Genomic DNA, 25,112 nt, shown 5'->3' on the forward strand with positions numbered 1-25,112 from the left:
GCCTTTCGGAATGCCGGGCGTCGGCAGGGACGCCCGGCGAGTGCGTCATTTTCAGAAGGAAAGCTTGGCTGCTTCCTCGACCCACCGGGTCGAGACGTAGGGCGAATAGTCCGGAAGGACCGACGGGATCTTGCCCTGTTCCAGAAGGAAGGCCGATGTCTCGGCAACCGCCTTGATGGTGCCGCCCCCCAGCAGTCCGGTGCCGGCCTGTTCTTCGAGCGAGGGGAAATAATAGCCCTTGAGCAGCGCCGGAACCTCATCCTGCTTGGCGCCGGTCAGCTTCGCAATCTTCTCCGCCTCCGCCGAGGTGCCGTTCCATGCATCTGGATTGGCGCGATAGGCGGCATAGGCATCGCCGGTGACCTTCACGAAAGCCGTAACCACCTCCGGATGGGCTTCGGCAAAAGTCTTGCTGACGATCCAGGCATCGAATGTCGGGCCGCCCCAGTCGGCGACATCGGCCGAGGTCGCAAGCACTGGGCCCGATTTCTTCAGCTCGGTCAGAACCGGATCCCAGACATAGGCGCCGTCAATGTCGCCACGCGCCCAGGCGGCGGCAATTTCCGGCGGGCGCAGATTGAGAATCTCAAGCGACTTCGGATCAATGTTCCAGTGCTTCAGCGCGGTGAGCAGGCTGTAGTGCGCCGTAGAAACGAACGGCGTGGCGATCGTCTTGCCAGCCAGCTCCTCCGGCCTGGTAACACCCTTGACAGCCAGCGCTTCCGCCTCGCTGATCAGGCCGACGACGAAGATCGTTTCGATCCCGAGCCCCCGGCTTGCGGCGGCGGCCAGCGGCGATGAGCCGACGTAGCCGATATCGAGCGATCCCGATGCAATGGCGGCGATTACGTCGGCACCGCCATCGAATTTCTGCCAGTTGATCTTGGCTCCCGTCACCTTCTCATAGGTGCCGTCAGCCTGCGGAACGCGCGATGGTTCGACGATGGGCTGGTAGCCGATGTTGACGGTCACATCGGCGGCGTAGGACGAGCCGGTATTGGCGGCGATGAAAACGGTGGCTGCTGCCACCGATACGAAAAGACGTCTTGTGATGGACATGTTGATCCTCTTGCCGTTCGAGACTTGTTTCCGGCCCGGACCCCCAGGGTGTGCGGAAACGCCACCGTAAAGATCACCTAGTCGATATATTTAATGTAGATATATTGTTCTCCCAATGCCTGTCTTTTCGCAATGATGTTCTAAAGTTCAAAGGCTGGGCCATTCCGCCGGCCCCTATTGATTGGCTAGGTCTCTGCGAAGAACCGGCCGTATTGCCCATTGTTGTAGACGAGCGAGTGTCCGTCGCCTGTGATGACGGAGACGGCGCGGCCGATGATGATGCCGTGGCTGTGGCGCTCGATGATCTCCTCGACCTCGCAATCGACGGCTGCGAGCGCGCCGAGCAGGACCGGAGCGCCGCTGGCAAGCGTTGTCCATTCGGCGCCGTGATAGCGCTCGATGCCTTTGATTCCGCCCTTGCCGGCAAAACGGTCGGCGATGGGCTGCTGCTCGACGGACAGTATGTTGACGCAGAAATGGCCGTGGGCGCGGATCACCGGATAGCTCGACGATGTCCGGTTGATGTTGACGATCATCGTCGGCGGTTCGACGGACAGGGCAGTCGCCGAGGTGACCGTGGCGCCGGTGCGATCGTTATCGCGGCCGGCAGTAATGACCGAAACGCCGCCGGACATGCACCGCATCGCCAGTTTCAGCGTGAGATCGTTGGCGGCGGATGCAATTGTCGGTGAGGCTGGGACATCGCCTGTTCTGAGTGCAAGGGTCACGGGCTTCCTTTCGGCACTGGAGACGCCGGCGTCCTGCCGACCTTGTTTCCGGCCGGCCGAAACGCCTCAAGATGCCTAAGCCTGCATGGCGATTTTTTTATTGTCAATAAAATTTATAGATTATATTGTTTTCGCATATGATGGCACGACCGTTACAATCCGGCCTATCGATGATTTGCCATCCTGCTGAAGAGATTGGAGTTTTTCGCCCATGTCTATTGTCGCCACCGTTCCGGAAAAGATCGACGTTCTTTGGTTCCTGCCTACGCATGGCGACAGCCGCTATCTCGGCACCTCGATCGGCGGTCGCAGTGTCGATCTCAACTACCTCAAGCAGGTAGCCCAGGCAGCGGACGCGCTTGGTTATTACGGAGTTCTCATCCCGACCGGGCGCAGCTGCGAGGATAGCTGGGTCGTCGCCTCGGCACTGGCGCCGCTGACCGAGAAGCTGCGCTTTCTCGTCGCCGTGCGCCCTGGCCTCCTGTCGCCGACGCTGGCGGCCCGCATGACGGCGACGCTGGATCGTATTTCGGAAGGGCGCCTTCTCATCAATGTCGTCACCGGTGGTGATCCCGTCGAAAATAAGGGCGACGGCATCCATCTTTCGCATCAGGAACGCTACGAGGTGACCGAGGAGTTCCTGAACATCTACAAGGCGGTGCTGCGTGGCGAGGATGTCACCTTCAAGGGCAAGCACTACGATATCGAGGATGGCAAGCTGCTGTTCCCGACGCACCAGGAGCCGCACCCACCGCTCTACTTCGGCGGGTCCTCCGGTATCGGCCAGCAGGTTGCCGCCCGCACCATCGACAAGTACCTGACCTGGGGCGAGCCGCCGGAGGACGTGGAAAAGAAAGTCGCCGAAGTCCGCGCACTGGCGCAAGCCGAAGGTCGAGACATCACCTTCGGCATCCGGCTCCACGTCATCGTGCGCGAGACGGCGAAGGAAGCCTGGGCTGCCGCCGATTCACTGATCAAATATGTCGATGACGACACGATCGCCGCCGCCCAGAAGGTCTTCGCCCGCATGGATTCGGTCGGCCAGAACCGGATGAGCCAGTTGCATGGCGGCCGCAAGGACAAGCTCGAGATCAGCCCGAACCTTTGGGCGGGTGTCGGTCTGGTGCGCGGTGGGGCCGGCACGGCGCTGGTGGGCGATCCCGATCAGGTCAAGGCTCGCATCGACGAGTACCGCCGGATCGGTATCGACACATTTATCATGTCCGGTTACCCGCATCTGGAAGAAGCTTATAGTTTCGGAGAACTGGTGCTGCCGAACCTGTCGCTAAACCATCCGGTCAAGCACAAGGAGACGACAGCCAACACCGGCCCCTTCGGCGAGACGATAGCGGGCGACCACCGGCCCAAACTGAAAGTATCACAATCCTAGTAACGCAATGCCAGGAGCATGATATGGGACGTCTCGAAAGCGGGTTGATCGTTGCAATCGTCGGCGGCGGATTCAGCGGAGCCGCCGTCGCGGCCCATCTGGCGCAGCATGCAGCTTTCGGCGACGGACGGATTGTCGTTTTCGAGCCGCGCGAGCATCTGGGGCGCGGGCTGGCCTATGATACGGAGAACGACGCTCACCGCGTCAACGTACCCGCCGGTCGCATGAGCCTTGCACTCGACGACGACGATCATTTCCTGGATTGGCTCGAGCGAAACGGCGAGATCGCCAAGGACCGGGCTGCTCTTGCCGAAGATGGGAACCTCTATCCCCGGCGGGGCGTTTTCGGGCGATATGTCAGCGATTATGTCCAGCCCTTTGTGTTGTGCGGCGTCGTCCGGCACGAAAGAAGCCGCGTCATAAGCGTTCTTCGACGGGGTGCCGGTTGGCTCGTCCTTGCGGAGAACGGGCGTCAGACCCTCGCAGATATTCTGGTTGTTGCCACAAGTCATCCGGCACCTCATGCGCCTGAAAGCCTGGATCGAGCGCTGACCGGGCATCCGCGCTACATCCCCGACGCCACCGTCCCGGATGCTCTCGCAGCCATCCGGCCGCACGATCGCGTTCTGGTGGTCGGGGCCGGGTTGACCTCGGCCGACATCGTCGCGACGCTCGACCAGCGCGGACACAGTGGTCCAATCACCCTGTTTTCCCGGCGCGGTCTTCGTTCGCGCGGTCATGCGACCGCGGCGCAGGAGCCCTTCGGCGACTTTTCGTCGGAGCGGGCAACGACCGCACTGGAGCTGCTGCGCCGCGTTCGCGCCGCCATTCGGGCGGCTGCTTCCCAAGGTGTGAGCTGGCACGCAGTCTTCGATGCCTTGCGTGCGCAGGGCGGACATATCTGGCGCAGGCTGCCGATCTTAGAACGCCGTCGGCTCGTGCGCCATCTTCGTCCGTTCTGGGATGTACACCGGTTCCGCATCGCGCCGCAGCTCGAGCAGGTTATCGATCGCGGCTTGTCGTCGGGCCGGTTGAGATTGCTGGCGGCGTCAATCGTGGATGTGGTCCAAAGCGACGATGCGATCTCAATCTCTCTGCGCCGAAGGGGCCGCGGAGAGATTGATCGGAGCAGTTACGATGCCGTGGTCGTCACCACTGGCCCGGCCCACGGCGGCATCCTTGCGAGCCAGGGCTGGCTGTCGGAGATGGAGAAGACGGGTGTTCTTAAGCTCGACGATACGGGGCTCGGGGTTGCCTGCAACGACGAAAGCCGGGCAATCGACCAGCAAGGGCAGACCAATCCCGACCTGTTCATCTCTGGACCGCTCGCGCGAGGAACCTTCGGCGAACTGATGGGGCTGCCGCAGGTCAACGAGCATGCCATGCTCGTCGCGAACGGCATCGCACTTATGGCCGCGAGCGCGTCGCCTTCGCAAAATCTGAGACGCGCGCTCTAAAAGGCGGACAAGAAAGCCAAGTTTTTCAATTCTAGCCCGTGTTTTGAAAATCCATTCCTCGGCATCTCTTATTATACATTTAATCTATAAATAATATAGAAATTTGCATCGAGGAGGCGGAGATGACTGAACGGACAATCCTTGGTCTATCCGGCAATGTTAAAAAACCATCGCGAACTGCATCGCTCGTCGAGGCGATCGTGTTCGCCGCCGCCGAGCGGATCGGGGCTTCGCGGCATACAATCGAGCTGGTTAGTGCTGCCCCTGTCTTGTTCAAGGCCTTGCGGGCTGACCAGCTCGATGCGCAGGGGCGTGAGATCATCGATGCGGTTGAGGTGGCCGATATTCTCGTCGTCGGCTCGCCGGTCTACCGGGCGTCCTATACCGGCGCGCTCAAGCATCTTTTCGATCTGGTCGACTACCGGGCGCTGACAGGTAAGCGGGTCATTCTGGCGGCCACCGGTGGAACGCCGCTGCACGGCCTGATGACCGAGCATCAGCTGCGGCCGTTGTTCGGCTTCTTCAACGCCCTGACGCTGCCGACAGCGATCTACGCCACCGAAGCCGACTTTACGGGGTACGACATCAGCAACCCCGCCGTTCACGAGCGCATCGAGCGCGCCGTTTCAGAACTCGCGCAGGTTCTGTCTACCACCGATCAAACCGCTGCCACCCGCGTTCCCGGCCATCGCCCGGCGCTTGTCGCAGCTTCCGCCTGACCAATTTGAAGAGGGATAGTGCAATGTCTTACGCCAGCAGAGAGCCGGTCAAATTCGCCTATTGGGTGCCCAATGTTTCGGGTGGCCTCGTCATCTCGAACATCGAGCAGCGCACCAGCTGGACGATAGAATACAACAGGAAGCTGGCGCAAATTGCCGAAGCCAGCGGCTTCGACTATGCGCTGAGCCAGATCCGCTTCACCGCGGGCTATGGCGCCGAGTTCCAGCACGAATCGGTCTCCTTCAGCCATGCGCTGCTGGAGGCGACCACGACACTGAAGGTCATTGCCGCCATTCTGCCGGGTCCGTGGAATCCGGCTCTGGCCGCAAAGCAGATCGCCACGATCAACCACCTGACCAATGGTCGCGTTGCGGTCAACGTTGTCAGCGGCTGGTTCCGCGGCGAGTTCCAGGCAATCGGCGAGCACTGGCTCGACCATGACGAGCGCTATCGCCGCTCGGAGGAGTTTATCCGCGCCCTGCGTGGCATCTGGACCGAAGACAACTTCACATTCCACGGCGATTTCTACCGCTTTAACAACTACTCGCTGAAGCCGAAGCCGATCGATCCCCAGCCGGAAATTTTTCAGGGCGGCTCCTCGCGTGCGGCGCGCGACATGGCGTCCCGCGTTTCCGACTGGTACTTCACCAACGGCAATACGCCGGAGGAAATCGCCAAGCAGGTCGCCGACATCCAGGGCAAGGCGAAAGCCAATGGTCATTCCGTCCGCGTCGGCGTCAATGCGTTTGCCATCGTGCGTGAGACCGAAGAGGAAGCGCGCGCCGTGCTGGCCGAAATCATTGAAAAGGCCAATCCGGAAGCAGTCAACGCCTTCGGCCACGAGGTCAAGAATGCCGGAAAGTCGTCGCCGGAAGGTGAGGGTAACTGGGCAAAATCCTCCTTCGAGGATCTGGTTCAGTACAATGACGGTTTCCGCTCCAACCTGATCGGCACACCGCGCCAGGTCGCCGAGCGGGTAGTCAACCTCAAGCGCGCCGGCGCCGATCTCATTCTTCTCGGCTTCCTGCATTTCCAGGAAGAGGTGGAGTATTTCGGCAAGCACGTCATCCCGCTGATCCGGGAGTTGGAGGAAGCCGAAACAGTGACGGCTGTCGCCGCCGAGTAATCGCACTGCGACATTGGCGGCCGGAAACCCAGCAGCCGCAGGCATGACAGGCCACGAATCCGGTCGGATTCGTGGAGGGGATGGTGCGCGCCTATGGGGCCGGCAGGGGCCGGTGGCGCGCCAAGGAGAATAAGGGCATGCACGCAATGACATTTGCCTTCGGAGGCTTGGGATCGGCTCCGTTTCCGCCCGACGTTCAGGAACATCTGGCCGGGCTTGAAAGGGAAGCGCGCTCCGGCCATACACTGTCGAACGAAACCGGCGAGAACGATGGCAGCGTACTCGAACTGGTCGGGGTTACCCTGTCCTTCGGCGGCGTCGTGGCATTGACGGATATCGACCTGTCAATACGGCGCGGCGAGATCCTTGCGATCATCGGGCCGAATGGCGCGGGCAAGAGCTCAATCATCAATGTGATCAGCGGTGTGTACCGGCCGGATTGCGGCCATGTGCGCCTGTCTGGACGAGACTATGCGCAGGTCCCGACGCAGGCGCTTGCCAGTCACGGTGTTGCCCGCACGTTCCAGAACCTGGCCCTGTTCAAGGGGTTGAGCGTTCTGGACAATGTCGTGGCTGGCCGGGTGCACAAGACGAAATCGAGCTTTATCGAACAGATCGTCGGTCTTGGTCGGGCCAAGACGGAACAGGTGGATGCCCGTCGTCGCGCCGCAAAAATTCTCGACTTCCTGCATCTTTCGCATGTCAGCGACCGGCTGGCAGGAACGCTGCCCTACGGTCTGCAGAAGAGGGTGGAACTGGCGCGCGCGCTCGTCGCCGAGCCGGAAATCCTGCTGCTTGATGAGCCGATGGCCGGCATGACGGTGACCGAAAAGAACGAGATGGCCGATTTCGTCCGTGCCGCCCGCGATACGCTCGGCACGACGGTGGTGCTGATCGAGCACGACATCGGCGTCGTCATGGGGCTCTCCGACCGTGTCGCCGTCCTCGACTACGGCCGAAAGATTGCCGATGGCACGCCTGAAGAGGTCCAGCAGGATCAGCGGGTCATCGATGCCTATCTGGGTGTCGCGACCGAAAACGAAGCCCCTGAAGACAAAAATTGGGAGGGCATCTGATGGCCGATTTCGACTGGCTGTTCTTCACCGAGGTTCTCGTCGGCGGCCTTCTTTCGGGCGTCATGTATTCGCTGGTCGCGATCGGTTTCGTGCTGATCTACAAGACCTCTGGTGTCCTGAATTTCGCGCAAGGGGCGATGCTGCTGTTCGCGGCGCTGACCTTCGTTAGTCTCACCGAGCGCGGCATTTCCTTCCCGCTGGCATTCGCCATTACCTTCGCGATCATGGTCGTCATCGGTATTGTCATCGAGCGTACGGTCTTGCGGCCGTTGACCAACAAGCCGCCGATCACGCTGTTCATGGCGACGCTCGGCCTCTCCTACGTCATCGAGGGCGCGGCCCAGCTGATCTGGGGCACGCAGGTGCACGGGCTCGACCTCGGCATCGAGGATGTGCCTTTCGATGTCGGCGGCGTCTATATTAGCCAGTTCGACATCTTCGCTGCCGTCGTTGCCGCCGGCCTGGTGGCGCTGCTCTCGGCCTTCTTCCGCTACACCCGCATCGGGCTCGGCTTCCGCGCCGTCGCGGACGATCAGTTTGCCGCGCTTGCTGTCGGCCTTCGGTTGCCGTGGATATGGGCGACGGTCTGGGCCGCTGCCGGTCTTGTAGCGCTGGTCGCCGGTCTTCTGTGGGGTGCTCGTGTCGGCGTGCAGTTTTCGCTGTCACTGATCGTTCTGAAGGCCCTGCCGGTTCTCGTGCTTGGCGGTTTCGATTCGATCGTGGGCGCGATCGTCGGTGGATTGTTGATCGGCGCGTCCGAGAAACTCGCCGAGGTCTATATCGGCGAATATTTCGGCGGCGGCATCGAGGGTTGGTTCGCCTATGTGATCGCGCTCGCTTTCCTGCTCGTGCGTCCCTCCGGTCTGTTCGGCCAGAAGCTTGTGGAAAGGGTCTGATCGATGTCCGCGATCGCCTCCGATCTTCCATCCTATCGTTTCCCCGCCCGCTGGGCCGCGCCATTGGCCTTGCTCGCGATAGCCTATGTCGCGGTGCCGCTTTTCGGCTCCAGCTACCTTTTCGAAGCCATTCTCCTTCCATTCCTGGCGCTCAGTCTTGCCGGTCTTGGCCTCAACATTCTCACGGGATATGCGGGCCAAGTCTCGCTCGGCAGCGCTGCTTTCATGGCAGTCGGCGCCTTCGCTGCCTTCAATTTCAACCTGCGCGTCGATGGTCTGCCATTGATTTCCAGCATAGTTCTCGCAGGCTTCGCTGCTGCCGCCATCGGCCTGGCGTTCGGACTGCCAAGCCTGCGCCTCAAGGGTTTCTATCTCGCGGTATCGACGCTTGCCGCGCAGTTCTTCGTGCAGTGGGCGTTGACGAAATTCAGCTGGTTCTCCAACGATTCCGCATCCGGGGTCATTGATGCACCGCAGCTTTCGGTCGCTGGTTTCGTCTTCGCGGGACCGGTCGGGCGATATTATTTCGCCCTGACCGTCGTTGCTGTGCTGACCTTCTTCGCCTACCGGCTGGTGAATTCCCAGACTGGCCGCAACTTCATTGCTGTGCGGGACAACGAGATGGCGGCGCGGATCATCGGCGTGCCGGTGCTGAAGACAAAGCTCCTTGCCTTCGCGATCTCCTCCTTCATCATAGGCGTCGCGGGCGTGCTCTGGGCCTTTGCCTATCTCCGCACCGTCGAGCCTGCCGGTTTCAACCTCGACCGGTCGTTCCAGATCCTCTTCATCGTCATCATCGGTGGGCTCGCCTCGATCCGCGGCGCCTTTTTCGGTGCGGCGCTGATCGTGGTGTTCCCGCTCCTTCTGTCTCGGCTTGGTGCGTTCCTGCTCGGGGACGTCTTCAATTCGGGCGTGCTCGACATGACACAGCGCATCGTTCTCGGTGCACTCATAATCCTGTTTCTGATCCTCGAACCGGATGGGCTCGTCGCCCTCTGGGATCGGGTCCGAAAACGCATCGGCGCCGCCATCACGCGGTTCTGATCAAGTCCGGAGCCCTGCAAGCTCTGAAACGCAGCCCAAACTCTTCCAAGATCAACAAAGGACCGGTGCCTTGCCCGGCCGATACCCGGAGTGTGTCCAAACATGACGATCCTCAGCAAATTCAAGATCGCGGCGCTGGCCGCCGGCCTCGCCTTCACGGTGGCACTGCCAATGGCCCACGCCGACGAGCAATATTTCCCGCTCCAGAGCTACCGCGTCGGTCCTTATGCGGCCGGCGGTACCGGCTTCTTCGGCGGTTTCATCGATTATCTCACCCTCATCAACACCCGCGACGGCGGCGTGGGCGGAGTCAAGCTGACCTGGTCTGAAGCCGAAACCCAGTACGAGGTCGAGCGTGGCGTCGAAGCTTACGAACGCCTGAAGAGCAATCCGAACGTGGCTGCCTGGAATCCGCTCTCCGTCGGCATCGCCTATGCGATGATCGATCGGATCACCGCTGACAAGGTGCCGCTCATAACCGTCAACCACGGCCGGACCGACTCTACCGACGGCCGCGTCTTTCCTTATGTCTTCCCGCTGCTGCTCAACCCCTACAGCGAGACCTCGGGCATCGTGAACTACATCGCCTCGAAAGAGGGCGGGCTTGAAAGTCTGAAGGGCAAGAAAATCGCCGTGCTCTATCACGGCTCGCCCTATGGCAAGGAAACCATCCCGATCTACGAATTGCTGGCGCAAAAGTATGGCTTTGAGCTGCAGCAGATCGAGGTGCCGCACCCGGGCAATGAGCAGCAGTCTCAGTGGCTGGCGATCCGCCGCGCCAAGCCGGATTACGTCGTCCTGCGCGGCTGGGGCGTGATGAACCCGGTTGCGCTGAAGACCGCCGCCAAGACCGGTTTCCCGGTCGATCATATCATCGGCAATGTCTGGTCAAACTCGGAAGAAGACGCCATTCCGGCCGGCGACGCGGCCAAGGGCTACACGGCGATCACCACGCAGGCATCTGGGGCCGAATATCCGGTGGTTCAGGAGATCGTCAAGACGGTCTACGATGCCGGTAAGGGCAACCTCGAAGACAAGAAGCGCATCGGCTCTGTCTACCACAATCTCGGCATCGTCAACGGCATCCTGAATGTCGAGGCGATCCGCATCGCGCAGGAAAAGTTCGGTAAGCGGACGCTGACGGGTGACGAAGTCCGTTGGGGCTTCGAGCATCTGCAGCTCGATCCGGCTCGCGTCGAGGCACTCGGTGCCAAGGGCCTTTTCCACTCGATCAACGTCACTTGGGACAATCACGAGGGCAATGGCTACGTGACCTTCCAGCAGTGGGACGGGACCAAATGGAACGTCGTCTCCGACTGGATCGCGCCCGACTGGGCTCTGCTGCGGCCGATCATCGAGAAGTCGTCGGAAGCCTATGCGGCGGAAAAGGGCATCAAGCTGCGTACGGCGGAAGACGCCGAAACGGCGACCAACTGATCCTTTGAAGCCGCGCGCGGCGGCGGACGCGGCTTTAAGGACGGGGCGCGGGGATGGCTGTATTCCCTCTCAACCAGCCTCGCGCCTTCTCCTTTTCAATTGCAGCCCTCAGCGGCGGACAGGAACAAGATCATGGCTCTCGACAACGCTCTGCTGGCCGTTTCCGGTCTGAAGGCCACGTACAATCATGCCATCACCGCGCTCGACAGCATCAGCTTCACATTGGCGCGCGGAGAGATTCTCGCGCTTCTGGGAGCCAATGGCGCTGGCAAGACGACGACGTTGAAGGCGATTTCCAATCTTTTGCCGGCAGAACGCGGCCAAATCGTCTCCGGTAACATCCGGTTCGAGGGCATCGATGTCACAGGGACAAGCCCCGCTAATCTTGTGCGCGCAGGGCTTGTCCAAGTTCTTGAAGGCCGCCATTGCTTCCGCAGCCTGACGGTCGAAGAAAACCTTGTTTCCGGCGGACTTGGCCGCAGCAGCACACGTGCGGAAATCGCTGAGGATCTTGAGAAGGTCTACGCACGCTTTCCCAAACTGAAGGAAAAGCGGCGCGCGCTTTCCGGCCTGACATCGGGCGGCGAGCAGCAGATGACGGCGATCGGCCGGGCGCTGATGTCGCGGCCGCGTCTGCTGGTGCTTGACGAGCCGTCGATGGGACTGGCGCCGATCGTCGTTCAGGACATTTTCCGCACGCTGCGCCGTCTCAACCGTGACGAGGGGCTTGCGATCCTCGTGGCAGAACAGAACTCGGCCGTCGCGCTGAAATATGCCCATCGCGCCATCATCCTCGAAAACGGCGTCACCGTGCTTACCGGCGATGCGCGGGATCTGCGCGAGCGTGATGATGTGAAGTCTTTCTATCTCGGCCAGAAGACCGTGGCTCCGGCCGTCCCGGCCCTTGCCAACTAAAACCACCCCAATCCAAGAGGAGCAACCAGGATGACCCTTTCCAACATCAATACCGAGAATGCCGCAAAGGCCGTGCCGCCGGTTCCGCGTTCCGCCGAGCCCGCGCATGTCATCAAGACCGATGCCGAAGCGATCACTATCGCCAAGGCACTCGCGGCCGAGTTCATCAAGGAGTCAGCGGCACGCGATCGCGAGCGGATCTGGCCGGTCAAGGAACTGGATGCCTTCTCGCAGAGCGGGCTTTGGTCGATCAATGTGCCGAAGGCATTTGGCGGTCCCGACGTCTCCTATGCGACGCTTGCCAAGGTCATCGAGATCATCTCGGCTGCCGATTCCTCCATCGGGCAGATCGCCCAGAACCATCTCGGCGTCGTGGCGGCAATCCGCACCGTTTCGGACGAAGATCAGCAGAAGCTGCTGTTCGCCGAGGTGCTGAAGGGCACGCGTTTCGGCAATGCTTTCTCGGAATTCGGCTCAAAGCGTGCCGTCGATTTTGAAACCAAGTTTGCCGATGCTGGCGACCATGTCATCGTCAACGGCCAGAAGTTCTATTCGTCCGGTGCGCTGCTTGCGCATCTGGTGCCGATCGTGGCGCTCGATGACGAGGGCAGGGCCTGGTACGCGATCGCCGAGCGCGGTGCGCCGGGTCTGACCGTCATCGACGACTGGTCCTCCTTCGGCCAGCGCACCACGCTGTCGGGCACGGTGCTGCTTGACAACGTCAAGGTGCCGAAGACGCATCTGGTGCCCGGCTACAAGGGGTATGAAGTGCCGACCGCGGACGGAGCGATCTTCCAGATCATCCAGGTCGCCGTCGATACAGGTATCGCGCAGGCCGCGATAGACGAGACCGTCAGCTTCGTGCGCACCAAGAGCCGCGCCTGGGTGGATTCCGGCGTCGACAACGCCTGGGATGATCCCTACACGATCCAGGCGATCGGCGACCTGACGCTGCGGCTGCATGCCGCCCAGGCGCTGCTGGAAAAAGCAGGCTACGCCATCGATCGCGCTATAATCAACCCGAACGCCGAGACCGTCGCGGAGGCGCAGGTCGTCACCGCTGAAGCGAAGATACTCTCCACCGAAATCGCCATTGCAGCCACGAACAAGCTGTTCGAGCTGGCCGGAACGCGCTCGACGCTCGCCGAACACGGTCTCGACCGCCATTGGCGCAACGCCCGGACCCATACGTTGCATGACCCCGTTCGCTGGAAATATGCGATCCTCGGCAAGTACTTCCTCAATGGCGAGAAGCCGCCGCTCCACGCCTGGAGCTGACCATTAGCTCGGGCAGGGGGCGGCGGCTTCTCGCCGTCTTCCCTGCCTTTGACTACGGGTCGATTGGCGCAGGCTGAAAGCTGCGCGCTGTTAGGGGTGTGGCCGGTGTCGCTTGCAAACGGGTTTTGTCTGCGCACGGCAAACATATTCTATAAAATAGATAGATATTAATATCTAATTGTTCGCCCGTCTTCATCCTCAGCGATACGCTGCGTCCTCAATCGAGATTTGCGCAGGGGCGCACTGAGAAGGGGACGGACATCATGAGGTTCTTTAGTTCGACACTGCTGGGGCTGGCCGCCGCAATCAGCCTGGGACTTTCCGCAGCATCCGCTGCGGAAATCTCCGAGATCCGGATCGACTGGGCAACATACAATCCGGTCAGCCTGCTTCTGAAAAAGGAAGGCCTGCTCGAAAAGGAGTTCGAGAAAGATGGGATCAGTGTCCGGTGGGTGCAGTCTGCCGGTTCCAACAAGGCACTTGAGTTCCTCAATGCCGGTTCGATCGATTTCGGTTCGACCGCTGGTGCCGCAGCACTGATCGCTCGGGTCAACGGCAATCCGGTCAAGTCGATCTATGTCTACTCCCGGCCCGAATGGACGGCGCTGGTAACCCGCGCCGACACGGGCATCGCGTCGGTTGCCGATCTCAAGGGCAAGTCGATCGCCGTCACACGCGGTACCGACCCGCACATCTTTCTCGTCCGGGCATTGGCGGATGCCAGTCTCTCCGAATCCGATGTCAAGCTGGTGCTGCTCCAGCATGCGGACGGCAAGCTGGCCCTGCTGCGTGGCGACGTTGATGCCTGGGCCGGGCTTGATCCGCTGATGGCGTCGGCCGAGGTCGAGGAAAATGCCGCATTGTTTTACCGCAAGCCCGAAAACAACACCTGGGGCGTGCTGAATACCAGCGAGACTTTCGCCGCCGCGCATCCGGATATCGTCAAGCGCGTCATCGCGGCCTACGAGCAGGCCCGGCAGGACGCGGTTGCCGATCAGGCCGCGCTGAAGGCCGTGCTGGTCGAGGCCGCAAAGCTGCCGGAAGATGTGATTGCCAAGCAGTTGGAGCGCACCGACCTGACCCAGCCAACGATCGGCGCCAAACAACGCGAGACGATCGCCGCCGCCGGCAAGGCGCTCCAGAGCGCGGGCGTTCTGCCGGCCGATGTGAACATCGATGCGGTCACGGCCGAACTGATCGACGAGCGCTTTGCAGTCGGCCAGAGCCAGTGAGGTTCGTGTTTTCATGACGGATACAGCAGAAACATCCCGTCCCCTCGTGATCCCGATGCCGCAGTCCCCTGCGGCATTCTGGATATCGGCAGCCGGCGTACGCGTCGCGGTCGCATGGGCCGTACCGGTAGCGGTTCTGCTTATCTGGGAGGCTTCGATCGCGTCTGGCCTTTTCACCGGGCGGCTGATGCCGCCGCCATCCCGCGTCATAGCAACCCTGTGGGGCCTTCTGCTATCCGGCGACTTGATCGACCATATTTCGATCACGACCTTGCGGGTAATCCTCGGCTTCGGTCTGGGCGCGGTTGCAGGAACGATCGCCGGAGCTGTAACCGGTTATTTCGGTCCGGCGCGCCGGCTGTTTGATCCCACCATCCAGGCGCTTCGCGCCATCCCGTCAATCGCCTGGGTTCCGCTCTTCATCCTGTGGTTCGGCATCTTCGAAACCTCGAAGGTCACGCTCATTGCCGTCGGCGTTTTCTTTCCGATCTATCTCGGCGTCTGCGGTGCGCTGCAATCCGTCGACCGCAAGATCGTCGAAGTCGGCCGCATATTCCGCCTCTCGGGTTTTGCGCTCGTCCGGCGGATCCTTCTGCCGTCAATCCTGCCGTCCTACATCTTGTCGCTGCGGTCGGGGCTGGGTCTCGGCTGGATGTTCGTGGTCGCGGCGGAGTTCATGGGCGCTTCCGAGGGGCTGGGCTACCTGTTGGTCGATGGCCAGCAGCTTGGCAAGCCCGACCAGATCATCGCGGCGATCATCACCTTTGCGCTCATCGGCAAGGCGACTGACAGTCTGCTTGTCGTCGCCACGGCGTCACTGGTGCGCTGGCAGGACAATTTCCGGCGGGAGGGTTGAGATGCTGTCGTTGCGCAACGTCACGAAGATTTATCCAAACGGGGTCCATGCCCTGGACCGGGTGTCGATCGACATCCAGCCGGGACAAATAACCGCTGTTATCGGCGGGTCGGGCTGCGGCAAGAGCACGCTCCTGCGACTGATCAGCGGACTGGACACGCCGAGCGCCGGGTCGATTTCGCTCGACCGGGAGGCGATTTCCAGCCCGCACCCTTTGATAAATCTGATCTTCCAGGAGCCTCGACTTTTGCCGTGGCTCACGGTGTCGGACAATGTCGGTTTCGGTCTTGCCGATATCGATGCGGACGAGCGCCGCCGGCGGGTTGCAAAGACCCTGAAGACGGTTGGTTTGGCTGACCTTGCCGACCGGTGGCCAAAGGAACTGTCAGGCGGGCAGGCACAACGCGTTGCCATAGCGCGTGCGCTTGTCACGCAGCCGGAGGTTCTTCTCCTCGACGAGCCCTTCTCCGCTCTGGATGCCTTCACCCGCGCCGACCTGCAGAAACATCTTCTCGACATCTGGGCGGAGACCAAGCCCACGCTCGTTCTGGTAACCCACGACATCGACGAGGCATTGATACTGGCCGACCGCTTGATTGTCATGCAGCCTTGGCCAGGTAGCATCTAAAGGAACTGGCTATTGATATGCCGAAATCGCGCGATCTGGCCTCACCGGGTTTCGAGGCAGCCAAACGTAGTTTGTTGAAATTGCTTGATGCCACTTTAACGGCGGCTTGATCGCTTCAATGTGCTTGGCCACTATTGCTGAAACGCGCTTCGAGGCCGGCAAGGCTACCGAAGTTCGGGGTGCCGAAGTGGTATTCACGATGCGGCTCCTGCATCCAGAAAAACATTTCGCAGAAGGATCATCGATCAACAATAATATACTTTGTAAGTCGATTTTATAGTCAATAAACTCCCGTTTCGATGAGCGACTTCGACGCAAAGAAAGGTGTCGTTTTGGTCAATTCGGTCTTTGGTGCGCCGGGCACGTCTATCTTTGAGTCCATGTCGCGTCTCGCCGCCGAGACGGGTTCGATCAATCTCGGTCAGGGCTTTCCGGAAGGGCTTGAACCGCCAGAGCTGATCGAGGCGGCTATTCAGGCACTTCGCGATGGACCGCACCAGTATCCCCCGATGATGGGACTGCCGTCGCTACGTCGTGCCGTTGCCGACAATGCGCGGCGCTTTCTCGGCCTTGAGGTCGACTGGGAGCGCGAAGTTCTGGTGACCTCAGGCGCGACCGAAGCGCTCACCGACACTTTCCTCGGGCTCTTGAACGAAGGCGACGAGGTGATCGTGTTCGAGCCCGTCTATGATGCCTACGGCACCCTCATTCGCCGGGCCGGAGGGGTTCCCGTCCCAGTACGGCTTGCCCCGCCGGAATGGCGGCTGCCGCGCGACGAACTGGAGGCGGCGATCACGCCGCGGACGAGAATGATCGTGGTCAACAATCCGATGAACCCGATTGGCAAGATTTTCGATGCCGCAGAACTCGCATTTGTCGCGACGTTGGCGCGCCGCCATGATCTCGTGATCGTTGCAGACGAAGTTTACGAACATCTCGTCTTCGACGGCAATTCCTTCACATCCTTCCTGTCGCTTCCGGAAGCTCGCGATCGTGTCGTGCGGATCGGTTCCGCCGGAAAGACCTTTTCGGTAACCGGCTGGAAAGTGGGCTACGTCACCGCTGCACCCAATCTTCTCGGGCCTATTTCGCGCGCCCATCAATATGTTACCTTCACAACGCCGCCGGCCTTGCAGGCCGCCGTCGCCGCTGGCCTCAATTTGCCGGGCAGCTACTTCGAAGGTCTGCGCCGTGACCTTGCAGCCCGCCGCGACGTACTCGTTAGTGGCTTGCGCGGTGCGGGCTTCACGATCTCCGACGTGCCGTCAACCTATTTCGCGGTCGCGGATATCGGCGCTTTCGATGTCGGGAACGACGACCTCGGCTTCAGCCGCCGTCTCACGCTGGAGGCAGGCGTGACGCCGGTTCCGGTGTCCTCGTTCTACGGCGCGCGCGACGTAACCAGTCATGTCCGCTTCTGCTTTGCCAAGACATTCGAAACCCTGGAGGAGGCGGTCGTCCGGCTCGCCCGCTGGCGCGAAGGCCAGAGCTGGAAGGCTGCTTCGTGAACACGTTTGTCTCCCCGTCCGGCCTTGCCGCCGCCCTGGCGGCACTGAAGGAGCGTTTTGGCGAGAACGCCGTCACCGGTTCGTCAGTGCGCGAGCTTCATGGCCGCGACGAGAGCCATCATGCGGCCGTATCGCCGGATGTCGTCGTCTTTGCGGAAACCACGCAGGACGTTGCCGACCTCGTCCTCATCGCCGCCCGCTACGCCGTCCCCGTTGTGCCGTTCGGCGCGGGCTCCGGCCTTGAAGGCGGCGCGATCCCGGTTCGAGGCGGAATATCGTTGGACACGTCGCGTCTCGACGGTGTGTTGGAAATTCGCCCTGACGACATGATCGTGCGCGTCGGAGCCGGTGCGCGAAGACTCGCGCTCAATCATGCGCTGCGGGAAACCGGTCTGTTCTTTCCCGTCGATCCGGGCGCCGACGCCTCGATCGGCGGCATGGTGGCGACGGGCGCCAGCGGCACGAATGCCGTTCGATTCGGCACCATGCGTGAGAACGTGCTCGGTCTCACGGTTGTCACCGCAGATGGAGAGATCGTCCGGACAGGATCGCTGGCCCGAAAGTCCTCTTCCGGCTATGACCTCACTCGGCTGTTCGTCGGATCCGAGGGAACACTCGGGATCGTCACAGAAGCGATACTGCGGCTGCATCCGGTACCTGAGGCGCTCTCGGCCCATGCCGGATTTGCGACCCTTGCCGGCGCCGTCGCCGCCGTGACGGATATCAAGCGTCTCGGGCTCGCGATTGGCCGCGTCGAGCTATTGGACGAACCGCTGGTCGCGGTCATCAACCATCACGGCGCGCTGTCGCTGGCACCACTGCCGACACTGTTTTTCGAGTTTCACGGTCAGGCTGAAGACATCGGTTCCCTGTCTGCGACGATCGCTGCCATCGTAGCCGAGCACGACGGGACGGAACTTGTCTGGGTTCGCGATCGCGCTGCGGCGCAACGGCTCTGGGAGACCCGCCGCGTGGCACTGTCCTGGGCAAAGGCGGAGCGTCCCGGCGCGCGGTCCTGGCCGAGCGATGTCTGCGTGCCGATTTCGCGGCTTACCGAGGTTATCCTCGAAACCCGTGCCGACATCGATGAAAGCGGGTTGACCGCCTATATCGTCGGCCATGTCGGCGACGGCAATTTCCATTGTGTCTTCATGCATTTGCCGGGCGAGGCGGACGAGGTCCACCGTCTCGCGGACCGCATCGTGCTGCGCGCGCTTGGGGCCGGCGGCACCGCCAGCGGCGAACACGGGGTCGGCCTCGGCAAGCGCGCCTATCAGGAGCTTGAACACGGCCGGGAAGCCGTCGCCCTGATGCGCCGGCTAAAGGCGGCTTTCGATCCGCACGGCATTCTCAATCCGGGGAAGGTTCTGCCCGACCCCGCCGACCATCCAACCGCACATTCCTGAAGGATATTTCATGCTCCGTTCATCTACCGTTCTCACTGCCCTGACTGCACTGGGTCTTCTTTTCGCAGGCTCTGCCTCCGCCGAAACGATCCGCTTTGGCGTCACTGCCGGTCCGCACGCCCAGATTGCCGAAGCACTCGTGCCCGTCGCCAAGGCAAAGGGCCTCGATGTCGAGGTCGTCGAATTTTCGGATGGTGCGCTGATCGATCCGGCAACCAACGATGGCGACCTTGATGCCAACGGCTTCCAGCACACGCCCTATCTCAACCAGCAGAACAAGGATCGCGGCCTCGCCGTGGCTGCCGTCGGCAGCAAGACGGTGCTCCTGCCCATGGCCGGCTACTCGCGGAAGGTGAAGTCCCTGGCCGAGCTTTCTGACGGCGCGCAGGTCACCATCCCCAACGATCCAAGCAACCTCGGCCGCGCGCTCAAGCTGCTCGAAGCCGGCGGCCTGATCAAGCTCACGCCCGGCCTCACCTTCAACGCGACCGAGCTAGACATCATCGACAATCCGAAGAACATCAAGATCATCCCGCTGGAAACCGCGCAGCTGCCGCGATCTCTGGAGGACGTCGATTTCTCCGTCATCACCTCGCATTTCGCACTTTCCGCCGGCCTGAAGCCGAACCGTGACGCCATCCTGGTCGAGGATCAGCTGTCGGATTATTTCTGCCTGATCGGCGTTGCCGAAAAGAACAAGGATGCGCCTTGGGTCAAGACCCTTGTCGAGGCTTACAAATCGCCGGAAGTGAAGGCCTTCGTCGAAAAGACGTTCGAGGGCAACGTCATTGCGGGTTGGTAAGGCCGTGACAGCAACTGTTCGCCACTTGCCTCTTCCAGCCGAAACGGATGTCGATGGCGTTGCCAACGCGCCCGCGTCGGCGGAACCGTTGATCCGGATCGATGACCTGACCAAGGTCTACGACGCGAAGACCGGCCCGGTTCTCGATCGGGTCAGCCTCACGATCGGTGAGGGCGACATACACGGCATTATCGGCCGCTCCGGGGCCGGCAAGAGCACGCTGGTGCGCTGCCTCAACGGCCTCGTTCAGCCGACATCGGGCAAGATCGTGGTGTCCGGGCTGGAGATCAGCCGGCTGTCGGGCGCAAGCCTGCGGACCGCGCGACGCGACATTGCCATGATCTTCCAGCACTTCAGCCTGCTGTCCTCGCGCACGGCTGCCGGCAACATCGCGCTGCCGCTGGAGATCGCCGGCGTGCCGAAGGATGAAATTCGTCGCCGTATTCCAGTTCTTCTCGACGTGGTCGGGCTTTCGCAAAAGGCGGACGCCTATCCTTCGGAGCTTTCCGGTGGTCAAAAGCAGCGCGTCGGCATTGCCCGCGCGCTGGCGCTCGATCCCAAGGTGCTGCTCTCCGACGAAGCGACGTCGGCGCTCGATCCGGAGACGACAGAACAGATTCTGGCACTCCTCAAGGACATCAACCGGCGGCTTGGCCTGACGATCGTGTTGATTACCCACGAGATGGACGTCGTGCGCCAGATCGCGAGCCACGTGACCGTGCTTGAAGGCGGAAAGTGCATTGAGACCGGCCCGACTTTCGACGTCTTCGCCTTTCCGAAATCCTTTGTTGCCCGGTCCTTCCTGTCGAGCATCGTTGCGCACGACCTGCCGCCACAGGTGCAGCAGCGCCTGCTGCCGTCGCCGGGTGCAGAGTCCGATCCGGTCTTGCGCATCGTTTTCACGGGCGAGGCCGCGCATGATCCGGTGATCGCTACGCTCGTTGAGCAGTTCCGCATCCGGCCGAACATCCTGCATGGTCGCATCGACTATATCGACGACCGTCCGCTCGGCATCCTGACCCTGATCGCCGAAGGCGGCGCCCCCGTCATCGATCGGGTGCTTGCCTATCTTTCATCCCTCGGACTCTACGGAGAGGTCATCGGACATGCTGTTCGACCTGCTGCCGCCGGCGCTCGCCGGTCTGCTTCTTGATTCGCTGCAGCAGACCGTCACCATGGTGGCGGTTGCTGCGTTGTTGTCGACGCTCATCGGTCTGCCGCTCGGCATTCTGCTGGTGGTGACGGCGCCGGGCCAGTTTCTGGAGCGGCCCGTTTTCAACCGCGTCGCCGGCACGGTCGTCAATCTGGTGCGCTCGACGCCCTTCATCATCCTGATGGTGGCGATCATTCCCTTTACACGCCTTGTCGCCGGAACGACGGTCGGTACGTTTGCGGCCATCGTGCCGCTCACCGTCGCGATCATCCCTCTTTATGCCCGTCTTGCCGAAACGGCGATGCGGGAGGTCGATCAGACCCTGATAGAGGCCGCGGAAAGCATGGGGGCGACGCCGTTGCAGATCATTTGCAAGGTTCTCCTGCCGGAAGCGTTGCCCGGGATCTTCGCCGGCCAGACAGTCACTCTTGTGAGCCTGATCGGCTATTCCGCCATGGCCGGCACGGTCGGCGGGGGTGGTCTTGGTGATCTCGGCATCCGTTTCGGTTATCAACGTTTCATGCCGGAGGTCATGGTGGCGGTCGTCGCCATCCTGGTCGCCATCGTTCAATCCGTTCAGGTGATTGGCGACTGGGCAGCCCGCAGCGTCAATCATCGCATATCCCGCAGTCGCAGCGCCGCGTCGTAGCCTAGTCACAACGGGCCGCGCCTCAGCGGCTCAAAATTTCCATTTGCCAAAAGATGAGACAGACCGATGTCCCTTCATTCCCATCCTGTTCAGACACACCTGCCCACGCTCGATTTTTCCCGCTTCCATGGCACGCCGGCCGAGCGGGATGCCTTCGTCGCCGAACTGCGTCGGACATTGCACGATCACGGCTTTTTCTACCTGACCGGGCATGGCGTCGGTCCCAAGCTGATCGCCGATGTCGTTTCGGCCGCCAAGCGCTTTTTCGCGCTGCCGCTCGAACAGAAGATCGAGATAGAAATGGTGAAGTCGCCGCATTTTCGCGGCTATAATCGGGCTGGCCTGGAGCAGACGCGCGGCGAGCAGGACTGGCGCGAACAGCTCGATATAAATACCGAGGGACAGGCCGTGGCGATCGGCCCGGAGACGCCGGCCTGGCACCGCCTGTTTGGCCCGAACCAGTGGCCGTCGGCGCTGCCGGAACTGAAGCCGCTGCTGCTCGCCTATCAGGCGGAAGTGACCCGGATCGGCATCGATGTGCTGAAGGCGATTGCCGTAGCGCTTGGCCAGCCGGAGGACGTTTTCGCGCCGATCTATGAGCCGCAGCCGTCGCAATTGCTGAAGATCATCCGCTATCCGGGCCGCGACGTGGCCGAGACCGATCAGGGCGTCGGCGCGCACAAGGACGGCGGCTTCGTGACCGTGCTGCTTCAGGATGTGACGCCGGGTCTGCGGGTGCGCACGGAGGAGGGTGTGTGGATCGAGGCACCGCCGGTTCCAGGCACATTCATCATCAATACTGGCGAACTACTTGAACTCGCCACAAACGGCTTTGTGCGGGCAGACGTGCACGACGTGGTCGCGCCGCCTGCAGGTGCCGAGCGCTTCTCGGTCGCCTTCTTCCTCGGTGCCCGATATGACGCCTCGATCCCCGTCATCGATCTGCCCCAAGAACTGCGCGGGTCGCAGCGCGGCATCACGGTCGATCCGCTCAACCCGATCTTCCGCGAAGTCGGCCAGAACCACCTGAAAAGCCGGCTCCGTTCGCATCCCGACGTCGCGCGCGCGCATCACGCCGATCTCCTCGCGCCGGAACAGCGCGAAGGTTAGGCTGGGGATACGCGAGTTGCGGCAATCGCCGGGGTAGCGCGCTGCAGACTGGTAAGATCAACAGGTAACCTGCGGATAGACCGCCCAAATGATAAAATCGACGACGCCCCCGCCAGCCCTTATTCGATGTGTGCTTCGAGATAGAGTCGCTTCGACTTCCGGTATTCCCGCATGCGTCGCTCGTTCGTCATCAGCACAAGTTCGGAGTCTCCGGGTGCTGTAGCCGCAAAGTTAAAGTGTCCTGTTTCTGCAAAGTAAGAATGTCACTCTCCCCGGGTTTTGATGACCTGGGAGATTGCGGATGGGATTGATTGCGACGAGCGAGCGTGATCTGCAGCGGATCGAGGTTTTGTCGAAGGTCGTCGACGGCCGGATGACAATAGTGTCGGCGGCGCGTGTTCTGGGCTTAAGCTAGCGCCAGGTGCGCCGGCCACTGGAGCGGATCAGGACGAATGGTGCGGCATCGATCCGGCACAAGGCTATCGGCCGGCCGTCGAACAACCGGATCGGCGATGGCGTTCGCGATTATGCCGTGGCTCTCATTCGAGAGCACTATGCCAATTTCGGTCCAACCTTTGGCAGCCGAGAAGCTTGCCGGCTCGATGGGCTGACGGTGTCGCGCGAGACGTTGCGGCACTGGATGTCGGAGGCCGGCATCTGGCTATCGCGCAAGCAGCGCCGGACGTTTCATCAACCGCGATTGCAGCGTGAGGCCTATGGCGAATTGGTGCAGATTGAACTCCGAGCATCGCTGGTTTGAGGATCGTGGGCCGGCCTGCTCGCTGTTTGTGTTCATCGACGACGTGACGGGCAAGCTGATGCAGTTGCGCTTCGTGCGATCGGAAAGCGCGTTCAGCTACTTCGAGGCGCTGGAGCTTTATCTGAAGGATCACGGCGCTCCTGTTGGGCATGATGCGGTTCGGCCTGGCGCTTTCAGAGTTAAACATCGAGGTTCTTTGCGTCCACGCCATGCGACTGGAAAATTGGACGGCAAATCATCGGAATACTGCGCGCAATAAAAATCCATCGATAGATCCAACGCATTCCCGTAGTCCGCCGCCTGGAAAGGTCCGTTCCAGCTTTTTGCCATTTGATCCCCTGTGAGTTGAAGCCCGTATTTACAACTAATGCGAGTATAAAATTGGAGTGTCAAGCAACCGGTGTGCAGGTGTCTGGGCTGGCGGCCGTCATTTCTTGCGGCACTGCGTAGCTATCGGAACCGAGCTTATGGGTAATTGAAAGCCACAGTGGGACACGGCTGTACCGGACACCCATATACCGGATTTTAAGCCTTCCCGAGCGAAACTGCTTCCATGAACTGTCCTTGCGGGGGCTGCCTCCGTCGAAGCAGAAAATCCGAACGTCGGACGCAGCGTGATGAAATGGCGGCGGTAGCTGTCAAGGATGGAGCATCCTCCCCAATGGCGAAGAAACCCAAACTTCTGGCGCTCGAATCTTTGCGCGGTTTCGCGGCCCTTGCCGTCGCTCTCCATCATTTCCGTTATGGCAGCCTGCTGAGCGAAAACGCCTTCATCCGGCACAGCTACCTGATGGTCGACTTCTTCTTCGTGCTCAGCGGCTTCGTCATAGCTCTTAATTACGCGAACAGATTGTCGAGCCCCTTGGATCTCGCAAGCTTCCAGCGCCGGCGGTTCTGGCGCCTCTATCCGCTTCATCTGTTCACGCTCCTGGTTTTCTTCGGTATAGAGTGTCTCAAATACGCCTTTGAACAGAAGACCGGCATCGTTTCCAACAGCCCTGCCTTTGTTGTGTCCGACGCAAGCGCATTTTTTGCCAGTATTTTTCTGCTGCAGGGCGTGGCTCTGAACCAGCCCGCGTTTAATATCCCGAGTTGGTCCATCTCTGTCGAGTTTTGGACTTATCTGATCTTCGCGCTGACGATAGGCCTCTTGCGGCTACGCATGTGGTGGTGCCTTGTGCTGGCTGGCCTGGCGGCGATCATCTTGCTGGCGCTTGAGGGCGGGCAACTGCAAACAGATCCAATTTTTGCGATCATCCGCTGCATTTACTCCTTTTTTCTGGGCGCATGGGCCGCTTCGATGCAGGTTCGGTTTCCCCGAAAAACGCCGACGCCGATAGCGGCAGGCGTTCTGGCGCTCGTCGTTGTGGCGGTTTTGGGTCTCGGCGGAACACGTGCAGAGATTCTTTTACCACCTCTTTTCGCCCTGGCAGTGGTGGCCGTCGCGAACCTGCATGGGGATACAGCTGTGCGCCGCTTTCTCGAGTGGCCAGTCTTCGTGTGGTTGGGGACCGTCAGCTACAGCGTCTACTTGACCCATTCGATTATCGGTTGGGGGGTCACCCAGGTTCTGCGCTTCGGCATGAAGCTGCCGACCCAAGTGACCGCGAATGGTGATACGATGTTGGCACTCGATCAGGGCCTCGGAACCCTGGTGACACTCGTCGCGGTGGCCGTCGTGCTGGCTTTCTCGTACCTGACCTTTCGTTTCATAGAGAACCCCTTTCGGGCAGGCTGGCCTTTCAGGGCGAGTGGCGTGCTACCCGTTTTTCGCACCGGCCCTGCTGGGACCTTCTCTGATCCCGACCGGGCCGAGGCCGCCACACGCGAACAAACCCGCGGCGCGCTGTGGCCACAAGGTTGAACATGCTGATGAGCCATC

The 25,112-nt window shown here is 61.2% G+C and carries 21 protein-coding genes and 2 pseudogenes; 21 read left to right on the plus strand and 2 right to left on the minus strand.

Going from position 1 to position 25,112, the window contains the following annotated elements:
* Positions 1 to 51: 51 nt before the first annotated feature.
* Together tauA and ACSQ2W_RS25310 are read right to left on the minus strand one after the other, a co-directional pair.
* The gene (tauA, locus tag ACSQ2W_RS25305; protein ID WP_436088857.1) at positions 52 to 1,059 is read right to left on the minus strand and encodes a taurine ABC transporter substrate-binding protein; all 1,008 of its coding nucleotides are present in this window, start codon (positions 1,057 to 1,059) and stop codon (positions 52 to 54) included.
* Positions 1,060 to 1,244: 185 nt separating this feature from the next.
* Positions 1,245 to 1,787 carry a flavin reductase family protein gene (locus tag ACSQ2W_RS25310; RefSeq protein ID WP_436088858.1) on the minus strand — a complete coding sequence of 181 codons (543 nt, stop codon included), beginning with the start codon at positions 1,785 to 1,787 and terminating at the stop codon, positions 1,245 to 1,247.
* 211 nt (positions 1,788 to 1,998) lie between these two features.
* On the opposite strand from ACSQ2W_RS25310, the gene ssuD reads away from it, so the two are divergent.
* From ssuD to ACSQ2W_RS25415, 21 genes and pseudogenes are all read left to right on the plus strand, one after another.
* Complete coding sequence (ssuD, locus tag ACSQ2W_RS25315; RefSeq protein WP_436088859.1) at positions 1,999 to 3,177, plus strand: FMNH2-dependent alkanesulfonate monooxygenase; 1,179 nt, start codon at positions 1,999 to 2,001, stop codon at positions 3,175 to 3,177.
* Positions 3,178 to 3,200: 23 nt separating this feature from the next.
* A complete protein-coding gene (locus tag ACSQ2W_RS25320; protein ID WP_436088860.1) occupies positions 3,201 to 4,634 on the plus strand; it encodes an FAD/NAD(P)-binding protein in 1,434 nt (477 codons plus the stop codon).
* A 122-nt stretch (positions 4,635 to 4,756) separates the two neighbouring features.
* Complete coding sequence (gene msuE / locus ACSQ2W_RS25325; RefSeq protein ID WP_436088861.1) at positions 4,757 to 5,353, plus strand: FMN reductase; 597 nt, start codon at positions 4,757 to 4,759, stop codon at positions 5,351 to 5,353.
* Positions 5,354 to 5,376: 23 nt separating this feature from the next.
* The gene (gene sfnG, locus ACSQ2W_RS25330; protein WP_436088862.1) at positions 5,377 to 6,480 is read left to right on the plus strand and encodes a dimethylsulfone monooxygenase SfnG; all 1,104 of its coding nucleotides are present in this window, start codon (positions 5,377 to 5,379) and stop codon (positions 6,478 to 6,480) included.
* Positions 6,481 to 6,617: 137 nt separating this feature from the next.
* Positions 6,618 to 7,556, plus strand: coding sequence for an ABC transporter ATP-binding protein (locus tag ACSQ2W_RS25335; RefSeq protein ID WP_436088863.1), 939 nt, complete (start codon positions 6,618 to 6,620; stop codon positions 7,554 to 7,556).
* Positions 7,556 to 8,452, plus strand: coding sequence for a branched-chain amino acid ABC transporter permease (locus ACSQ2W_RS25340; RefSeq protein WP_436088864.1), 897 nt, complete (start codon positions 7,556 to 7,558; stop codon positions 8,450 to 8,452). The genes ACSQ2W_RS25335 and ACSQ2W_RS25340 overlap by 1 nt, the downstream gene beginning before the upstream one ends.
* A gap of 3 nt (positions 8,453 to 8,455) precedes the next feature.
* Positions 8,456 to 9,496 (plus strand): branched-chain amino acid ABC transporter permease, encoded by a 1,041-nt coding sequence (locus tag ACSQ2W_RS25345; RefSeq protein WP_436088865.1) that lies wholly within the window; start codon positions 8,456 to 8,458, stop codon positions 9,494 to 9,496.
* Between the two features lie 102 nt (positions 9,497 to 9,598).
* The gene (locus ACSQ2W_RS25350) at positions 9,599 to 10,933 is read left to right on the plus strand and encodes an ABC transporter substrate-binding protein (protein ID WP_436088866.1); all 1,335 of its coding nucleotides are present in this window, start codon (positions 9,599 to 9,601) and stop codon (positions 10,931 to 10,933) included.
* Between the two features lie 132 nt (positions 10,934 to 11,065).
* Positions 11,066 to 11,848 carry an ABC transporter ATP-binding protein gene (locus tag ACSQ2W_RS25355; RefSeq protein ID WP_436088867.1) on the plus strand — a complete coding sequence of 261 codons (783 nt, stop codon included), beginning with the start codon at positions 11,066 to 11,068 and terminating at the stop codon, positions 11,846 to 11,848.
* 30 nt (positions 11,849 to 11,878) lie between these two features.
* On the plus strand, positions 11,879 to 13,126 hold the full coding sequence (locus ACSQ2W_RS25360) for an SfnB family sulfur acquisition oxidoreductase (protein WP_436088868.1): 1,248 nt from the start codon (positions 11,879 to 11,881) through the stop codon (positions 13,124 to 13,126).
* Positions 13,127 to 13,389: 263 nt separating this feature from the next.
* Positions 13,390 to 14,358, plus strand: a complete 969-nt coding sequence (locus ACSQ2W_RS25365) for an aliphatic sulfonate ABC transporter substrate-binding protein (protein WP_436088869.1) — start codon at positions 13,390 to 13,392, stop codon at positions 14,356 to 14,358.
* A 13-nt stretch (positions 14,359 to 14,371) separates the two neighbouring features.
* Positions 14,372 to 15,214: an ABC transporter permease gene (locus tag ACSQ2W_RS25370; RefSeq protein ID WP_436088870.1), complete on the plus strand. Its 843-nt coding sequence runs from the start codon at positions 14,372 to 14,374 to the stop codon at positions 15,212 to 15,214.
* A 1-nt stretch (position 15,215) separates the two neighbouring features.
* Positions 15,216 to 15,952, plus strand: a pseudogene (locus tag ACSQ2W_RS25375) (ABC transporter ATP-binding protein).
* A 189-nt stretch (positions 15,953 to 16,141) separates the two neighbouring features.
* A complete protein-coding gene (locus ACSQ2W_RS25380) occupies positions 16,142 to 17,350 on the plus strand; it encodes an aminotransferase (protein ID WP_436088871.1) in 1,209 nt (402 codons plus the stop codon).
* Complete coding sequence (locus ACSQ2W_RS25385; RefSeq protein ID WP_436088872.1) at positions 17,347 to 18,756, plus strand: FAD-binding oxidoreductase; 1,410 nt, start codon at positions 17,347 to 17,349, stop codon at positions 18,754 to 18,756. Before ACSQ2W_RS25380 ends, ACSQ2W_RS25385 begins: the two co-directional genes overlap by 4 nt.
* A gap of 10 nt (positions 18,757 to 18,766) precedes the next feature.
* On the plus strand, positions 18,767 to 19,558 hold the full coding sequence (locus ACSQ2W_RS25390; RefSeq protein ID WP_436088873.1) for a MetQ/NlpA family ABC transporter substrate-binding protein: 792 nt from the start codon (positions 18,767 to 18,769) through the stop codon (positions 19,556 to 19,558).
* An 88-nt stretch (positions 19,559 to 19,646) separates the two neighbouring features.
* Positions 19,647 to 20,711: a methionine ABC transporter ATP-binding protein gene (locus ACSQ2W_RS25395; RefSeq protein WP_436089001.1), complete on the plus strand. Its 1,065-nt coding sequence runs from the start codon at positions 19,647 to 19,649 to the stop codon at positions 20,709 to 20,711.
* Positions 20,665 to 21,360 carry a methionine ABC transporter permease gene (locus ACSQ2W_RS25400; protein ID WP_436088874.1) on the plus strand — a complete coding sequence of 232 codons (696 nt, stop codon included), beginning with the start codon at positions 20,665 to 20,667 and terminating at the stop codon, positions 21,358 to 21,360. The genes ACSQ2W_RS25395 and ACSQ2W_RS25400 overlap by 47 nt, the downstream gene beginning before the upstream one ends.
* 66 nt (positions 21,361 to 21,426) lie before the next feature.
* Entirely contained in the window at positions 21,427 to 22,470 is a 1,044-nt protein-coding gene (locus tag ACSQ2W_RS25405) for an isopenicillin N synthase family dioxygenase (protein ID WP_436088875.1), read from the plus strand.
* Between the two features lie 301 nt (positions 22,471 to 22,771).
* Positions 22,772 to 23,490: pseudogene (locus ACSQ2W_RS25410) on the plus strand (helix-turn-helix domain-containing protein); the annotation flags it as partial.
* Between the two features lie 401 nt (positions 23,491 to 23,891).
* Positions 23,892 to 25,094 carry an acyltransferase family protein gene (locus tag ACSQ2W_RS25415; protein ID WP_436088876.1) on the plus strand — a complete coding sequence of 401 codons (1,203 nt, stop codon included), beginning with the start codon at positions 23,892 to 23,894 and terminating at the stop codon, positions 25,092 to 25,094.
* Positions 25,095 to 25,112 lie beyond the last annotated feature (18 nt).

The organism is Pararhizobium sp. LjRoot255 (genome assembly GCF_964252905.1).
Lineage (GTDB): Bacteria > Pseudomonadota > Alphaproteobacteria > Rhizobiales > Rhizobiaceae > Pararhizobium.

Bases quoted from the DNA above. Each gene is read 5' to 3' on its own strand.
- ACSQ2W_RS25345 (WP_436088865.1), top strand. From the start codon at position 8,456: ATGTCCGCGATCGCCTCCGATCTTCCATCCTATCGTTTCCCCGCCCGC.
- ACSQ2W_RS25340 (WP_436088864.1), top strand. From the start codon at position 7,556: ATGGCCGATTTCGACTGGCTGTTCTTCACCGAGGTTCTCGTCGGCGGC.
- ACSQ2W_RS25405 (WP_436088875.1), top strand. From the start codon at position 21,427: ATGTCCCTTCATTCCCATCCTGTTCAGACACACCTGCCCACGCTCGAT.
- ACSQ2W_RS25400 (WP_436088874.1), top strand. From the start codon at position 20,665: ATGCTGTTCGACCTGCTGCCGCCGGCGCTCGCCGGTCTGCTTCTTGAT.
- ACSQ2W_RS25365 (WP_436088869.1), top strand. From the start codon at position 13,390: ATGAGGTTCTTTAGTTCGACACTGCTGGGGCTGGCCGCCGCAATCAGC.
- ACSQ2W_RS25335 (WP_436088863.1), top strand. From the start codon at position 6,618: ATGCACGCAATGACATTTGCCTTCGGAGGCTTGGGATCGGCTCCGTTT.
- ACSQ2W_RS25355 (WP_436088867.1), top strand. From the start codon at position 11,066: ATGGCTCTCGACAACGCTCTGCTGGCCGTTTCCGGTCTGAAGGCCACG.
- ACSQ2W_RS25415 (WP_436088876.1), top strand. From the start codon at position 23,892: ATGGCGAAGAAACCCAAACTTCTGGCGCTCGAATCTTTGCGCGGTTTC.
- ACSQ2W_RS25360 (WP_436088868.1), top strand. From the start codon at position 11,879: ATGACCCTTTCCAACATCAATACCGAGAATGCCGCAAAGGCCGTGCCG.
- ssuD (WP_436088859.1), top strand. From the start codon at position 1,999: ATGTCTATTGTCGCCACCGTTCCGGAAAAGATCGACGTTCTTTGGTTC.
- msuE (WP_436088861.1), top strand. From the start codon at position 4,757: ATGACTGAACGGACAATCCTTGGTCTATCCGGCAATGTTAAAAAACCA.
- ACSQ2W_RS25370 (WP_436088870.1), top strand. From the start codon at position 14,372: ATGACGGATACAGCAGAAACATCCCGTCCCCTCGTGATCCCGATGCCG.
- sfnG (WP_436088862.1), top strand. From the start codon at position 5,377: ATGTCTTACGCCAGCAGAGAGCCGGTCAAATTCGCCTATTGGGTGCCC.
- tauA (WP_436088857.1), bottom strand. From the start codon at position 1,059: ATGTCCATCACAAGACGTCTTTTCGTATCGGTGGCAGCAGCCACCGTT.
- ACSQ2W_RS25320 (WP_436088860.1), top strand. From the start codon at position 3,201: ATGGGACGTCTCGAAAGCGGGTTGATCGTTGCAATCGTCGGCGGCGGA.
- ACSQ2W_RS25380 (WP_436088871.1), top strand. From the start codon at position 16,142: ATGAGCGACTTCGACGCAAAGAAAGGTGTCGTTTTGGTCAATTCGGTC.
- ACSQ2W_RS25390 (WP_436088873.1), top strand. From the start codon at position 18,767: ATGCTCCGTTCATCTACCGTTCTCACTGCCCTGACTGCACTGGGTCTT.
- ACSQ2W_RS25350 (WP_436088866.1), top strand. From the start codon at position 9,599: ATGACGATCCTCAGCAAATTCAAGATCGCGGCGCTGGCCGCCGGCCTC.